Origin of the sequence: Sphingomonas sp. NFR04 (genome assembly GCF_900114095.1) — a bacterium.
Lineage (GTDB): Bacteria > Pseudomonadota > Alphaproteobacteria > Sphingomonadales > Sphingomonadaceae > Sphingomonas.
The window spans coordinates 982,631-997,326 of sequence record NZ_FORV01000001.1 but is presented as its reverse complement, the minus strand read 5'-3'; the positions used below and the strand labels follow the sequence as shown (position 1 = coordinate 997,326).

Sequence of the window (14,696 nt, the reverse complement as noted above, 5' to 3'; positions counted from 1 at the left end):
GGGGGGACTCCGCCATGCAGCTCGATACACCGCACCTCATCCAATATGGCATCACCGCGCTCGTCGTGGGGCTGATCCTCGCGCTGCGCATCCGCCGCATGTCGAAGGCGCGGCCGCTCACCCTCGAGCGACTTTGGATCGTGCCGGCGCTCTATGCGGTGCTGGTGGGGGCGTTGCTCCTGCAGGCGCCGCCGAGCCTCGGCGGCTGGGCGCTGTGTGCCGCCGCGCTGGTGGTCGGCGCGGGGCTGGGGTGGCAGCGGGGCAGGATGATGCACCTCTCGGTCGATCCCGCCACGCACCAGCTCAACCAGAAGGCGTCGCTCGGCGGGCTGCTGTTCATCGTCGCGCTGATCGCGATCAAGCTGGTCGGCCAGGCCGAGGGTTCGGCGCTACACCTCGACGTGATGCTGCTGACCCAGGCGTTCGGCACGATGGCGCTGGGGCTGTTCAGCGCGATGCGGGTGGAGATGTACCTGCGGGGCAAGCGCTTGCTCGAACAGGCGCGCGCCGCCGCATGAGCGATCGCGACCGCAGCTGGCTGGCGCCCCCTGAAGGCGTGCGGCGCCATGCCCCCGCGACACTGCGCAACCGCGCGGCGATCGCGACGATGCTCGGCGAACTGCTCCCCGCATCCGGTCGCGTGCTTGAAGTGGCGAGCGGCAGCGGCGAGCATTGCGCCTATTTCGCCGAGCATTTCCCCAAGCTCGAATGGCATCCGACCGACCCGGATCCCGATGCGCTCGCCTCGATCGCCGCATGGTGCGCGGGGCTGGCCAATGTCCGCCCGCCGCTCGCGCTCGATGCGGCGGCGGCGGCGTGGCCGGTCGCCCATGCCGATGCGGTCCTGTGCATCAACATGGTCCATATCAGCCCGTGGGCGGCGACGCTGGGGCTGATGGCCGGGGCGGGGCGGCTGCTGCCGCCGGGCGGCCCGCTGATCCTCTACGGGCCCTATCGCGAGGCGGGGGTGCCCACCGCGCCGTCGAACGAGGAATTCGACCAGTCGCTGCGCGCGCGCAATGCCGAATGGGGGCTGCGGTTGCTAAACGATGTGGTCGCAGCGGCGGCGGCGCAAGGCCTGGCGTTCGACCGGCGGGTGGCGATGCCCGCCAACAACCTCATAGTGGCGTTTCGGCGTAGCTAGCGCGTCCCCGCGCCAGCTTCTGCTCGCGATAGACGATGTAGAGCCCGCTGGCGATGATCACCGGTGCGCCGAGCCAGGTCGAGAAGGTCGGGAATACGTCGAACAGCAGCCAGCCGTACAGCGTCGCCCAGATCAGCCCCGAATAGTCCATCGGCACCACGGCCGAGACGGGGGCGAAGCGCATCGCGCCGGTCAGCGCCAGCTGGCCGACGCCGCCCACCAGCCCGGTGGCGATCAGGATCGCCCAGGTCTCGGCATCGTGCGGTCGGTAGTTGAAGGCGTAGATCGCGCCGAGCACCGGCACCGAGAGCAGCGAGAACCAGAACACCGTCGTGCCGGCGGTTTCGGTCTTGCCGATCTGGCGGAGCGTGATCGCCACGATGGCGACGAACAGCGCCGCCATCAGTCCCACGAACGCGCCGAACAGCGGAATCGTCTCCTGCCCCGGCTGCACCACGATCAGCACGCCGACAAAGCCCAGGATCACCGCGCCCCAGCGGTGCCAGCCGGTCGGCTCGCCGAGGATCAGCGCGCCGAGCAGCGTGGCGAAGATCGGCACGGTGAACTGGAAGGTCTGCGCTTCGGCCAGCGGCAGCAGGATCACCGCGCCGAAGGTGAAGATCATGCCGGTAAGCCCCACCGCGGTGCGCCAGACATGCGCGCCGAAGCGCTGCGTCTTGAGCGACTTGAGACCGGGGCCCATCGCTACCCATAGCGTGACCAGCGGCACCGCCCATAGCTGGCGATGGAACATCGTCTCGATCAGCGAGGCGCCGCGCAGTTCCGACATCTTGATGAGCGCCGACATCGTCGACATGCAGGCAATGGCGAAGAGGCGGAGCGCCAGGCCGGTGGCGATGCGATCGGGACGGGCTTCGGACACCGGGCGAGGGTTAGGGGCGGGGGACACAAGCGGCAACCCTAATTGCGGGATTTCCTGTCAATCCCGGCGCTTCCCGAAGTCGAGCGGCGCCGCGCCGACCAGCCGCAGCACGGTGTTGGCCGCGTTGCGCCACGCCTCCATGCGGCGGCCTATTGCGTCGCGGCCCTCCCTGGTTTCCATCTGCGCGACGATGTCGGACGAGAAGCGCAGGAATTTCCGGATGGTGCGGGAATCCTCGAAGCCCAGGCCCACCCTGAGCTGGAACAGGTAATCGCTCATCCTGTCGTAGCATTCCTCGCGCGGGCCCACGTCCCAGCTGCGATAGAAGAGGTCAATCTCCTCGCGGACGCCGTCCAGCGTGGCCTGCCGGGCGAGGCGTTGCCGTTCTGCCGCCTGCCGCACTTCCTCCTGCGCGAGATGCTCCTGCAGCTTCCACTGCGCGCGGTTGACGAAATAGAGCGCCAGCGCGATGCCGACCTGCCCGATCGCGCCAATTGCCGCGAGGAAGGTGGTGATCGGATCGGCCGATTCCACCGTCAGGATCAGCGTGAGCAGCACGCCAAACATCGCGCCGCCGAACAACCAGCGGCGCTCCGTCTCGGACAGCGTGTGAATCTGATGCACCCTTATCCCCCAGTATCTTGGAACATGTCCTTGATACCCGGGGGCGGTAGTTTCCGAAACTATCGAAGGGTTAAGCCGGGCGGCCTGCGGCGAACAGCCGGTCCACTACCACCGCCAGCGACTCCTGCCATGCCGGCGCGCGGTAGCCGAAGGTTTCGGCGAAGCGGGTGCAGTCGAGGCGGGAATTGGCCGGGCGCTTGGCGGGCGTTGGATAGCCCGAGGTGGGGATGCCGGACACCTCGGCGGTCGGGCCGTCATGCTTTGCACTCTCCGCGAAGATCGCGCGGGCGAAATCGGCCCAGTTGGTCTCGCCGGAGCCGGTGAAGTGATAGAGACCGCTGGTCGTGCCTTCGCGTTGCCAGTGATCGACCACCGTCAGGATCGCCGTCGCGATGTCGAGCGCCGAGCTCGGGCAGCCGCGCTGGTCCTCGACGACGTTGAGCGTATCGCGCGTCTCGGCGAGGCGCAGCATCGTCTTGACGAAGTTGGCGCCGAACGGGCTGTAGACCCAGGCGAGCCGCAGCACGGCATGGTCTGCGCCCGAGGCCTGCACCGCCTGCTCGCCGGCCAGCTTGGTCGCGCCATAGACGCCGAGCGGGCCGGTGGGGTCGTCCTCGCGCCAGGGGCGATCGAGGCTGCCGTCGAACACATAATCGGTCGACAGATGGATGATCGGGGCACCGATCTTCGCGCCCGCGCGCGCCAGCACGCCGGGGCCGTCGCCGTTGATCGCCATCGCCAGCTCGGGCTCGCTCTCGGCCTTGTCCACGGCGGTATAGGCGGCCGCCGAGACGATCAGCTCGGGCTGGATCCGCGCCACTGCGGCTTCGATCGTCTCCGGCTTGGAGAGGTCGAAGTCGGGATAGGTGGTGAAGACCAGCTCATGGCCCTGCGCCTGCTCGGCCAGCGCCTGGGCGACCTGGCCGTCATGCCCGGTGACGAGGATGCGCATCAGGCGGTCTGGCCCAGGCGCTCGCCAGCGTACTTGCCGGAGCGGATCGGGCCCCACCACCACTCGTTCGCGAGATACCAGTCGATCGTCGCGGCGATGCCGGTGTCGAAATTCTCCTCGGCCTTCCAGCCCAGTTCGGTCTCGAGCTTGGTCGCGTCGATCGCATAGCGGCGATCATGGCCGGGGCGATCGGTGACGAAGGTGATCAGCTCGCGGCGCTTGCGGCCGTCGGCCAGCGGAATGCGCTGGTCGAGCAGGTCGCAGATCGTCTCGACCACCTGGAGGTTGGTCCGCTCGTTGCGGCCGCCGACATTGTAGCTCTGGCCGACCTTGCCGGTGGTGGCGATGGTCGCCAGCGCCTTGGCGTGATCGTCGACATAGAGCCAGTCGCGGATATTCTCGCCCTTGCCGTAGACGGGCAGGGGTTTGCCCTCGAGTGCGTTGAGGATGGTCAGCGGGATCAGCTTCTCGGGGAAGTGGAACGGCCCGTAATTGTTCGAGCAGTTCGACAGCACCACCGGCAGGCCATAGGTGTGGCCCCAGGCGCGGACGAGATGGTCGCTCGCCGCCTTCGACGCCGAATAGGGCGAGGAGGGATCATAGGGCGTGTCTTCGGTGAAGATGCCGCTGTCGAACGGCAGGTCGCCGAACACTTCGTCGGTGGAGATGTGGTGGAAGCGGAAGCCGTCGCGCTTCTCGCCTTCCAGCTCGCGCCAATATTGCAGCGCCGACTGGAGCAGCTTGAAGGTGCCGACGACATTGGTCTCGATGAACTCGCCCGGACCGTCGATCGAGCGATCGACATGGCTCTCGGCGGCGAGGTGCATCACCACGTCGACCTGCTCCTCGCGCAGCAGCGGCAGGATCGTCGCGGTGTCGGCGATGTCGGCATGGACGAAGCGGTAGTTGGGCGCGTTCTCGATCGCGGTCAGCGAGGCCGGGTTGCCGGCATAGGTGAGCTTGTCGAGATTGATGACGCGCGCGCCCTGGCGGACCAGGTGGCGCACCACTGCCGAGCCGATGAAGCCGGCACCACCGGTGACGAGGAAGGTCTGCTGCTGCATGGCTCAGCCCTGATAGAAGAAGGGGGTATTGAACTCGGCGAAGGACGGCGCGACCGCGTCCTTGCCCGAGAGCACGGGCTCGGTGCCGATATCCGGCCAGGCGATGGCGAGATCGGGATCGTCCCAGCGGATCGCCATTTCCTCGCCGGGCGCATAGCGCGCGCTGACCTTGTAGAGGATCTCGCAATCGGGAACGAGCGTCATGAAGCCGTGGGCATAGCCGACGGGCACCAGCAGCTGGTTCCACTTCTCCGCCGACAGCTCGACGCCGGCCCACTGGCCATAGGTGGGCGAACCGCGCCGGATATCCACCGCGACGTCGAAGATCGCGCCGCGCAGCACGCGGATCAGCTTGGCCTGGGCGAAGGGCGGCGCCTGCAAATGCAGGCCGCGCACGGTGCCCGGCTGGGCCGAGAAGCTCTGATTGTCCTGCACCCAGCGCGCCTCGACGCCCTCGGCATCGAGCACCGACTGCTTGAACACCTCGGAGAAGAAGCCGCGATGGTCGCCGGATTTGGGCGGCGTGAACTCGATGACGCCGGAGAGCGCGTGGTGATGGACCTGGGTCATGCCGCCGCCACCAGCTTGCGCAGATAGGTGGCATAGCCGGTCTTGCCGAGCCCGGCGGCACGCTTCAGCAGGTCCTCGGCGCCGAGCCAGCCCGCGTCGAAAGCGACTTCCTCGGGGCATGCGATCTTCACGCCGGTCCGGTGCTCCAAGGTGCGGACGAACGAGCCGGCGTCGTGCAGGCTGTCATGCGTGCCGGTATCGAGCCAGGCATAGCCGCGGCCCAGGCGGGTAATGTGGAGGTCGCCGCGTTCCAGATAGGTGCGGTTGACGTCGGTGATCTCGAGCTCGCCGCGCGCCGAGGGCTGGATCGACTTGGCGATCTCCACCACGTCCTTGTCATAGAAATAGAGGCCGGTGATCGCCCAGTTGGACTTGGGCTCGGCGGGCTTTTCCTCGACGCTGGTGGCGACGCCGGTCTCCGGATCGAAGGCGACCACGCCGTAGCGCTCGGGATCGTCGACATGATAGGCGAACACATTGGCGCCGCCCTGCGACGCCTGCTCGGCGGCGGCCTTGCAGCGCTCGCCCATCTTTTCGCCGTGATAGATATTGTCCCCCAGGATCAGCGCGCTGGGATTGTTGCCGACGAAATCGGCGCCGATCACGAACGCTTCGGCCAGGCCGTTGGGCGAAGGCTGCTCGGCATAGCTGAGGTTGATGCCGAACGCCGATCCGTCGCCGAGCAGCGCCTGGAACATCGGCAGATCGCGGGGCGTGGAGATGATCAGGATGTCGCGGATGCCGGTGAGCATCAGCACGGACAGCGGGTAGAAGATCATCGGCTTGTCATAGACGGGAAGCAGCTGCTTCGAGATCGACAGCGTTGCGGGGTAGAGGCGCGTGCCACTCCCACCCGCAAGGATGATTCCCTTCATTCGATAATCCCCCATGGTGCGGACCCGGCCGCAACGACAACGAAACGAGAAACGGAAGCCGGGCCGCTGTCAATCCATTGGCGGATCGATCGCGCGGCCCGGCGACGTGCGTGGATCAGAACGCGTTGGAGTGGACGATCACCCGCAGCGTCTTGAACAGGATGGTGATGTCGCGCCAGATGTCCCAGCCGTCGATATATTCCATGTCCGCCTGGAGGCGGTTGGTCAGGTCGACGCGGCGATCGGTGGCGCCGCGGAAGCCGCGGACCTGGGCGAGGCCGGTCATGCCGGGCTTGAGCGTGTGGCGGTGCCAGTAGCGCTCGTCGATTTCCCAGAACAGATGGTCGGCGGCGCGCGAGCCGAGCGCGTGCGGGCGCGGGCCCACCACGCTCATGTCGCCGCGCAGGACGTTGAGCAGCTGCGGCAACTCGTCGATGCTGGTCTTGCGGATGAAGCGGCCGACCTTGGTGATGCGATCGTCGTCGCGGCTGGCCGAGACGTTGCCATTGGCATCGCACAGCGTGACGCGCATCGAGCGGAACTTGAGGATCTTGAACAGCCGGTTGCCGCGGCCGACGCGGTCCTGCGCGAACAGCACCGGGCCGGGGCTCTCCAGCTTGATCAGGATCGCGACGATGATCATCAGCGGTGCCAGCGCCATCACCGCGGGCACGGTGATCGCCAGATCGAGCGCGCGCTTCTTGGCGCGGTTCGGCATGCTGAGCGGCCCCTGCGAGACGATCAGCGTATCCTTGCCGTCATAGGAGTCGACGCCGATCGCGCCGAGCGCGTTGAACTGGGGGACAAGGATCTCCCCCTTGATGTTCATGCCCTTGAGCAGCAGCGCCCAGACCGCGCGATGCTCCTCGGTGCAGGCGACGACCACCCGATCGAACCCGATCACGGTGGTGCCGAGACGGTGAAGCATCTGCGGGTCGCGCGGGTTCGGCGACAGGTTGATGATGCGCGCATCGAGCGCGACCGCATCGCCGGCGACATCGAGCGCCACGCCGTCGACGATCACCAGCTCGTCGAGCAGCCGCCCGCCGGTCGCCGCGCGGACGTGGCGGCGGAACACCAGCCGGCCGGTGATGAGGAAGAACAGCGACAGCAGCGCGCCCTCGGCCAGCTGCACGCGTGACAGCGGCAGCTCGGCGGTGAGCAGATAGCTGCCGAGCAGCACGACGAAGACCGAGAAGAAGAACGCCGAGAAGATGTTCTTCACCCCGCTCACCGGATGGCGCAGGCACGCCAGCGAATAGGTGCCGCTGGCCAGTGCGGTGCCCAGCGTGATCGGGAGCAGGAAAACGCCGACATTGATGCCGGCGAGCGACAGCCAGTTGCCGTCGCGGGTGCAGGCGGCGAGATAGAAGGCGGCCAGGATCGCGATGCTGTCGAGCAGCAGGAGCTCGGTATAGAGCACCATCCGCAGCGTCGACCGCCGCCATACGGGGGCAACCGATCGGTCGATCCGGGCATGCGCCCGAAGTTGCTCCTCAAAGGCGCGCTGTGCTTCGAAAGCGTTCATGGCCTCACTGGGCTCCCTCAACGGAATTTGCACGCTGACAGCGGCCGAGTCGGCCTGTTGCACTGCATTATAATGGGACGCGTTGCGATGCGATAGTCTCGGTATCGATCAAATGGTCTGATTTCGGGACCGGGATTCAACAAGATCGCACCCTGGATTGTTGGTCGTGACGTGAGCCTAACCCGCATGAACGCGCGAGGCCCGTGCAAATATCCTCCGAAATCGACACTATTTGCCGTATTTTCGGAGCGGAGCGACCGAACGCGGCTTATCCCCAGGATTGTCTGTCGATCAAGGGCATGCGGGGTCGCCAAGCGGGGGATGGCGCCGGTTTGTTCGCGGTTGCAGCGCAGATTCCTTCTAAATTTGCTGCGGTGCACCTCAAAATCCTCTCGGCTCGTCGCTGTGGTCTCGGGTGATACCGTAGCCGGAGGCGCTTAAGGATGGTCTAACCGGACCGGCGCGTCGCGCCGGCCCCTACGCATAAACCACAGAAACATTTGAATTAATCGAGTCTTTACCAGCCTTCTTCATCATGGCGTCGACGAGTAGCGCCATGGAGGCAGAGTTCCGGAAATGACACGCGACGAAATGCAGGCCAGCCTGCACAGCGCTTTTGCGGGCCCCTCGGCCGCCGAGCGCGAGGCCGAATTGCGCGAATCCGGGCTGGTGGCGCTGTCGCTGCTGCTCGGCGTCCACAATATCGCGATCACCCCCGAACAGCTCCGCCACGCGCTGGGGCATGGCGAGTCGCCGACGATCGACGACCTGATCCTGCTCGCCAAGCGCCAGCAGGGCGTGCGCGCCAAGGCGGTGGACGTGCCGCGCGGCGGCCTCGCCCGCCAGCCGCTGCCCGCGATCGCCGACGGTCCGGAGGGTTGGTTCGTGATCGGCGGCCTTACCGAACATGGCGTGATCATCCAGCGCCCCGGCCATGCGCCCGAGCAGGTCGATCGCGAGGGGCTTGATTCGCTCTGGTCGGGCACGCTGGTGCTGCTCACCACCCGCGCGGTGGCGGGGCGGCCGCTGCGCTTCGGCTTCTCCTGGTTCACTGCGCAGTTCAAGCGCTATCGCAAGCTGTTCCTCGAAGTGCTGGGGATCACCTTCGCGCTCAACCTGCTCGGCCTCGCCTCGCCGCTGCTGTTCCAGAGCGTGATCGACAAGGTGCTGATCCACAACAGCATGAGCACGCTGAGCGTGCTCGCCTTCGCCTTCCTGATCGTCTCGGTCTGGGAAGTGGCGCTGGGCTGGATCCGCACCCGGCTGTTCACCGAGACGACGCAGAAGATCGACGTCGAGCTCGGCGCGCGGCTGTTCCACCATCTGCTGGCACTGCCGCTCAGCTATTTCGAGAAGCGCCGGGTGGGCGACACCGTCACCCGCGTCCGCCAGCTCGAGACCATTCGCGAGTTCCTCACCAACGCCTCGCTCACCGTGATGGTCGATCCGCTGTTCACGATCGTGTTCCTCGCGGCGATGCTGTTCTATTCGCCGATGCTCTCGGCGATCGTGCTGGCGTCGCTGGTGCTGTACGCGATCGTCTCGTTCGGCATTGCGGGCCCGCTGCGTGGCCTCGTCGAGGATAAGTTCGAGAAGAGCTCGGCCAGCAACGCGCTGCTGGTCGAGAGCGTCTCGGGCATCCACACGATCAAGGCCACCGCAGTCGAGCCGCACTGGCAGAATGGCTGGGAGCGTCAGCTCGCCGCCTATACCGGCGCCTCGCAGCGGCTGATCAACACCGCCAATACCGGCAGCCAGGCGATCGAGATGATCTCCAAGCTGAGCTTCGCCGCGATCCTGTTCTTCGGGGCGCAGGCGGTGATCGGCGGCGCGATGAGCGTCGGCGCGCTGGTCGCGTTCAACATGTTCGCGCAGCGCGTCTCGGGCCCGGTGATCCGCATGGCGCAGCTGTGGCAGGACTTCCAGCAGGTCCGCATCGCGATCGAGCGCCTCGGCGACGTGCTCAACCATCCGGTCGAGCCGCGCCCCGCTTCGGCGGCGACGCTGCCCGTGCTGCACGGCGCGATCCGCTTCGAGAATGTCAGCTTCCGCTACGCCGAGGACCAGCCGCCGGTGCTGAGCGACATCACGCTCGACATCCCCGCGGGCAGCTCGCTCGGCATCGTCGGCTCCTCGGGCTCGGGCAAGTCGACCCTCGCCAAGCTGCTCCAGCGGCTCAACCTGCCGAGCAACGGGCGCGTGCTGGTCGACGAGGTCGATGTCGCGCAGCTCGACGCCGCCTGGCTCCGCCGTCAGATCGGCGTGGTGCTGCAGGAGAACCTGCTGTTCAGCCGCACGATCCGCGAGAATATCGCGCTGTCCAACCCGGCCATGCCGTTCGAGCATGTCGTCGCGGCGGCGCAGCTCGCGGGCGCGCACGACTTCATCCTGCGCCAGCCGCGCGGCTATGACACCGAGATCGTCGAGCGTGGCGTGAACCTCTCCGGCGGCCAGCGCCAGCGGCTCGCCATCGCCCGCGCGCTGGTCGGCAATCCGCGCATCCTGGTGTTCGACGAGGCGACCTCGGCGCTCGACGCCGAGAGCGAGGAGCTGATCCAGAACAACCTGCGCGCGATCTCCGCCGGCCGTACCCTCGTCATCATCGCCCATCGCCTCTCGGCGGTGCGCGCCTGCGACCGGATCATCACGCTCGAACAGGGCCGCATCGTCGAGAGCGGCCGCCATGAAGAACTGCTGCGCCTGGGCGGCCGCTATGCCGACCTGCACCGCCGCCAAAGCGGCTTCGGGGAGATTGCCGCATGAACGCCGTCGTCACCATGGGGCCCCGCGGCCCACTCGCCCGGATCCGCGGCACGGTGCTGCCCGCGCGGACCGTCGATTATGACACCACCTTCCTGCCTGCCGCGCTCGAGATCATCGAGCGGCCGGTGTCGCCCACCGCGCGGCTCACCGCCAAGGTGATGGTGGCCGGGCTGGCGATCACCACCGCTTGGCTGGCGATCGGCAACGTCGAGGTCGTCGCACCGACGCAAGGCAGGATCGCGCCGATCGGCGAGGCCAAGGTCGTCCAGTCGCCCGAATCGGGCATCGTCCGCCGCATCCTGGTGGGCGAGGGGCAGACGGTGACCAAAGGCCAGGTGCTGGTCACGCTCGATCCGACCATGTCGGCGGCGGAGGCGACGCAGGCCAGGGTCGCGCTGCTCAGCGCGCAGCTCGACGTCGCGCGCAACCAGGCGATCGTCGATGCGCTCGACGGCAAGGGCTTCCACTTCGTCGCCCCGGCCGGGGCCAGCCCGGCCGAGGCGGCGACCCACCGCGATCTTGCCCGGGCCCGGCTCGGCCAGATCGAGGCGGCCACTGCCGGCGGCCGGTCGGACAGCGGCGCTGCCGTCTCCGCTGCCGCCGAGGCACAGGCGCAGGTGCAGAAGCTCGAACAGTCGCTGCCGCTGCTCGAACAGCAGGTCGCCGCCAACGAAGCGATGGCGGCCAAGGGCTATGTCTCCAAGCTGCGCGTGGTCGAACTCCGCCGCCAGCTGATCTCCGAGCGCCAGGACCTTGCCGCCGCGCGCGCCGGCGTCGCCAAGCTCGGCCAGCAGTCGCACAGCGCGAGCAGCCTTTCGGCCAAGACGCGGGAGGAAGCCCGCGCGCAGGTGCTGCAGGATCTGGTCAAGGCTGAAGGCGAAGTGCGCGGGCGCAGCGAGGATGTCGCCAAGGCGAGCCTGCGCAGCAGCTTCCGCGAACTTCGCGCGCCGGTGAGCGGCACCGTCTCGCAGCTCCAGGTGCATACCGAAGGAGGCGTCGTCGAAGGCGTGAAGCCGCTCCTCTCGATCGTGCCGGACAAGGCGCGGCTCGAGGCCGAGGTGATGATCGACAACAGCGACATCGGCTTCGTCCGCACCGGCATGCCGGTGAAGGTGAAGCTGCAGGCCTTCCCCTATACCCGCTACGGCATGATCCCGGGCACCGTGGTGGGCATCAGCCCCGAGGCGGTGCAGGTCAAGGAAGGCCAGCCGCCGGTCTACAAGGCGCGGATCGCGCTCGATCGCAATCATGTCAACGCGCACGGCGCGCAGGTGCCGCTGCGGCCGGGCATGATCGCCAGCGCCGACATCGTCACCGGCAAGCGGACGCTGCTCAGCTATCTGGTCGGCCCGGTGCTGGAAACGGGGAGCGACGCGCTGCACGAGCGGTGAGGTGAGGAGCAGGGCGGTAGCACGCGCCGCTACCGCCAGGGCTCCAGCCGACCGGAGCGGCTGAGCAGGTCCAGCACCTCCGCGACCTGTACCGGCGCGGCGGCTTCCAGCGCTGCCGCGTCGTCTCCCATCAGCGCCCGCATCTGCGGGCGTGCGAACACCAGGTCGATGAACGTCGCCGCCAGCGGCAGCGCGCGTGCCATGGCCTCCGGCGCCGGATCGGGATGGCCGAGCATCGCCGTCGCGACCCGCGCGATGGCGACCTCGCGCCCCCTGCGATCGGCGAGCCGTGCCAGTTCGGGCATGCGGTGCGCGGTGGTGAGTACCACCCGCATCAGCGCGACCACCTCTGGCCGCAGCGAGTGCGCGAGGATCGATCGCGCCGTCTCCGCCAGCCTGGCTTCGAGCGGCAGGTGCCACGGGATGTCGATCGAGGGCGCGAGCGCGGCCGCGACATGCTGCTGCACCACTGCCGTGAACAGCGCCTCCTTGTTGGCATAACGCGCATAGATGCTCGCCTTGCCCGCGCCCGCCAGCGCGGCGACCTGGTCGCAGCTGGTCGTATCGAACCCCTGGCGCAGGAAAAGGCTGGTGGCTGCTTCGAGGATGCGGCGATCGACGTCGCCGGCCTTATCCGCAGGCGGGCGGCCGCCGCGGCGTCGTAGCCCGGCATCCTGAACGGAGGGGGAGGGGTTCGCAGGCATCCCTCCCCGATAATCGCTTCCTGCTCGAAAGTGAACTAGACGGTACCGTTCAGTTTATGTACGAGCGGGGCATGACCAACATCGTTCTTGCCGGCGCGACCGGCGATCTGGGCCATCGTATCGCCACCGCCCTGACTCGGCGGGGGGCGAGCGTGCATGCGCTGCTCCGCAAGGGCACGCCGGAGGCGCGACGGCAGGCTGTCCGCGCGACCGGCGCGGTGCCGGTGGAAGTCGACTTCGATGATCGCTCCGCACTGGCAGACGCCTGTGCCGGTGCCGCCTGCGTCGTTTCCGCGCTCAACGGGCTGGCGCCGACGATCCTCGACGTGCAGGGCCGCCTGCTCGATGCCGCGGTGGCGGCGGGCGTGTCGCGGTTCATGCCCTCCGACTTCTCGCTCGACTTCACGCGGACGCGGCCGGGCGACAACCGCAACATGGACCTGCGGCGCGCCTTCATGGTGCGGGTCGATGCCGCGCCGATCCGCGCGACCTCGATCCTCAACGGCGCCTTTGGCGAGCTGCTGACCGGCGAGGCGCCGATCGTGCTCCACAAGCCGCGCCGCATCCTGTGCTGGGGCGATCCCGGCCAGTTGCTCGATTTCACCACCAAGGACGATGTGGCGGACTATGCCGCCGCTGCCGCGCTCGATGCCGATGCGCCGCGCTTCCTGCGGATCGCCGGCGACGTGGTCAGCCCGCGTGATCTTGCCGCGCTGATGACGGAGCTCGAAGGGCGGCGCTGGCGGACCTTGCGGGCCGGCGGGCTGGGCCTGCTCGGCGCGCTAATCAAGGTCACGCGCGCGCTGTCCCCGGCGAGCGACGCGCCGTTCACGCCCTGGCAGGGGATGCAATATATCCGCGACATGTCGAGCGGGCGCGGCAAGCTGATCGGGCTCGACAATGGTCGCTACGGCAAGACCGAGTGGATCCGGGCCCGCGACATCCTCGCGCCGACCGTCTGATCTCTAGGAAACGCGACATGACCGATTCGATCGAACCCTTCCATCTGGCGGTGCCGCAATCCGATCTGGACGATCTCGCCCGCCGCCTTGCCGCGATCCGCTGGCCCGATCGCGAGACGGTGGACGACACCAGCCAGGGGCCGCCGGTCGCCAAGCTCCAGGCGCTGGTCGCGCGTTGGCGGGAGGGCTATGACTGGCGCGCCTGCGAGGCGATGCTCAACGGCTGGGGCCAGCATCGCACCACGATCGACGGCCTCGGCATCCATTTCCTGCACATCCGCTCGCCCGAGCCGGACGCGTTGCCGCTGCTGATGACGCATGGCTGGCCGGGGTCGGTCCTGGAGTTTCGCGACGTCATCGGGCCGCTGACCGATCCGGTCGCGCATGGCGGCGAGGCATCCGACGCCTTTCACCTCGTGTTGCCGACGCTGCCGGGTTTCGGCTTTTCGGACAAGCCGATGGGGCCGGGCTGCGACATCGGCCGGATCGCCGCTGCCTGGGCGGTGCTGATGCAGCGGCTCGGCTATGATCGCTGGGCTGCGCAGGGCGGCGACTGGGGTGCGGGCGTGACCACGACACTGGGGCATATGGCGCCGCCGGGCCTGATCGGCATCCACCTCAACATGGTGCTGTTCCAGCCGACCGAGGCGGAGCGCGCACACGCGGACGCGGACGAACGGCAGATGCTGGCGGATGCGGCGCGCTACGACGAGCAGTTCGCCGGCTATTTCAAGGTCCAGTCGACCCGGCCGCAATCGGTGGCCTTTGCGCTGGCGGACTCGCCGGTGGGACTGGCCGCCTGGATCTACGCGCTGTTCCAGGACGTGTCGGACAGCGGCGGCGATCCCGAGCAGGTCCTCGCGCTCGACGCGATGCTCGACGACATCATGCTCTACTGGCTGCCCAATGCCGGGCCGAGTTCGGCGCGGCTATACTGGGAGGCCGCACAGGCAATGCGGCGCGGGGGCTTTCCCCTATCGCCGCTAGAGATCCCGGCCGGCATCAGCATGTTCCCCGGCGAACAGCTGCGGCTCTCGCGGCGCTGGGCGGAGGCGCGGTTCGCCAAGCTCGTCCATTTCGGCGAACCCGAGCGCGGCGGGCATTTCGCGGCGCTGGAGCAGCCCGCGCTCTTTGCGGAGGAGGTCCGCGGGGCCTTCCGCAGTCTGCGCTGATCGGAATTGCCACTTTGGAAGCGCTACGACAGGAGCGGCAGTAGTGCCGCCCCCGCTTGTACGT

Annotated in this window: 14 protein-coding genes; 6 read left to right on the top strand and 8 right to left on the bottom strand. The window is 67.9% G+C overall.

Translation table 11 applies throughout. From position 1 onward, the window contains the following. Window positions 1-14 precede the first annotated feature (14 nt). Both BM009_RS04515 and BM009_RS04510 read left to right on the top strand, forming a co-directional pair. The gene (locus BM009_RS04515) at window positions 15-518 is read left to right on the top strand and encodes a CcdC protein domain-containing protein (protein WP_093294147.1); all 504 of its coding nucleotides are present in this window, start codon (window positions 15-17) and stop codon (window positions 516-518) included. Continuing rightward, complete coding sequence (locus tag BM009_RS04510) at window positions 515-1,144, top strand: DUF938 domain-containing protein (RefSeq protein WP_093294145.1); 630 nt, start codon at window positions 515-517, stop codon at window positions 1,142-1,144. The genes BM009_RS04515 and BM009_RS04510 overlap by 4 nt, the downstream gene beginning before the upstream one ends. Here the strand turns inward: BM009_RS04510 and BM009_RS04505 are convergent. The 7 genes from BM009_RS04505 to BM009_RS04475 all read right to left on the bottom strand — a co-directional run bounded on the left by BM009_RS04505 (window position 1,119) and on the right by BM009_RS04475 (window position 7,640). After that, a complete protein-coding gene (locus BM009_RS04505; RefSeq protein ID WP_093294144.1) occupies window positions 1,119-2,027 on the bottom strand; it encodes a DMT family transporter in 909 nt (302 codons plus the stop codon). The two genes, BM009_RS04510 and BM009_RS04505, sit on opposite strands and share 26 nt — an antisense overlap. A 57-nt stretch (window positions 2,028-2,084) precedes the next feature. Further along, entirely contained in the window at window positions 2,085-2,651 is a 567-nt protein-coding gene (locus BM009_RS04500) for a hypothetical protein (protein ID WP_093294142.1), read from the bottom strand. A gap of 70 nt (window positions 2,652-2,721) precedes the next feature. After that, window positions 2,722-3,603 carry a dTDP-4-dehydrorhamnose reductase gene (rfbD, locus tag BM009_RS04495; protein ID WP_093294141.1) on the bottom strand — a complete coding sequence of 294 codons (882 nt, stop codon included), beginning with the start codon at window positions 3,601-3,603 and terminating at the stop codon, window positions 2,722-2,724. Further along, entirely contained in the window at window positions 3,603-4,667 is a 1,065-nt protein-coding gene (gene rfbB, locus BM009_RS04490) for a dTDP-glucose 4,6-dehydratase (RefSeq protein WP_093294139.1), read from the bottom strand. The genes rfbD and rfbB overlap by 1 nt, the downstream gene beginning before the upstream one ends. A 3-nt stretch (window positions 4,668-4,670) precedes the next feature. After that, entirely contained in the window at window positions 4,671-5,237 is a 567-nt protein-coding gene (gene rfbC / locus BM009_RS04485; protein WP_093294138.1) for a dTDP-4-dehydrorhamnose 3,5-epimerase, read from the bottom strand. Then, window positions 5,234-6,112, bottom strand: a complete 879-nt coding sequence (gene rfbA, locus BM009_RS04480) for a glucose-1-phosphate thymidylyltransferase RfbA (protein WP_093294136.1) — start codon at window positions 6,110-6,112, stop codon at window positions 5,234-5,236. Before rfbA ends, rfbC begins: the two co-directional genes overlap by 4 nt. A gap of 115 nt (window positions 6,113-6,227) precedes the next feature. After that, on the bottom strand, window positions 6,228-7,640 hold the full coding sequence (locus BM009_RS04475) for an exopolysaccharide biosynthesis polyprenyl glycosylphosphotransferase (protein WP_093294135.1): 1,413 nt from the start codon (window positions 7,638-7,640) through the stop codon (window positions 6,228-6,230). Between the two features lie 576 nt (window positions 7,641-8,216). Here BM009_RS04475 and BM009_RS04470 point away from each other — a divergent pair. Then, window positions 8,217-10,403, top strand: a complete 2,187-nt coding sequence (locus tag BM009_RS04470; protein ID WP_093294133.1) for a type I secretion system permease/ATPase — start codon at window positions 8,217-8,219, stop codon at window positions 10,401-10,403. Continuing rightward, entirely contained in the window at window positions 10,400-11,794 is a 1,395-nt protein-coding gene (locus BM009_RS04465) for an HlyD family type I secretion periplasmic adaptor subunit (protein WP_093294132.1), read from the top strand. Before BM009_RS04470 ends, BM009_RS04465 begins: the two co-directional genes overlap by 4 nt. 29 nt (window positions 11,795-11,823) lie before the next feature. Here BM009_RS04465 and BM009_RS04460 read toward each other — a convergent pair whose 3' ends face one another. Next, entirely contained in the window at window positions 11,824-12,498 is a 675-nt protein-coding gene (locus tag BM009_RS04460) for a TetR/AcrR family transcriptional regulator (RefSeq protein ID WP_093294130.1), read from the bottom strand. Between the two features lie 71 nt (window positions 12,499-12,569). On the opposite strand from BM009_RS04460, the gene BM009_RS04455 reads away from it, so the two are divergent. Both BM009_RS04455 and BM009_RS04450 read left to right on the top strand, forming a co-directional pair. Beyond that, window positions 12,570-13,460 carry an NmrA family NAD(P)-binding protein gene (locus tag BM009_RS04455; RefSeq protein ID WP_254772143.1) on the top strand — a complete coding sequence of 297 codons (891 nt, stop codon included), beginning with the start codon at window positions 12,570-12,572 and terminating at the stop codon, window positions 13,458-13,460. Window positions 13,461-13,477: 17 nt separating this feature from the next. Beyond that, window positions 13,478-14,632 carry an epoxide hydrolase family protein gene (locus BM009_RS04450; protein WP_093294127.1) on the top strand — a complete coding sequence of 385 codons (1,155 nt, stop codon included), beginning with the start codon at window positions 13,478-13,480 and terminating at the stop codon, window positions 14,630-14,632. Window positions 14,633-14,696: the final 64 nt, after the last annotated feature.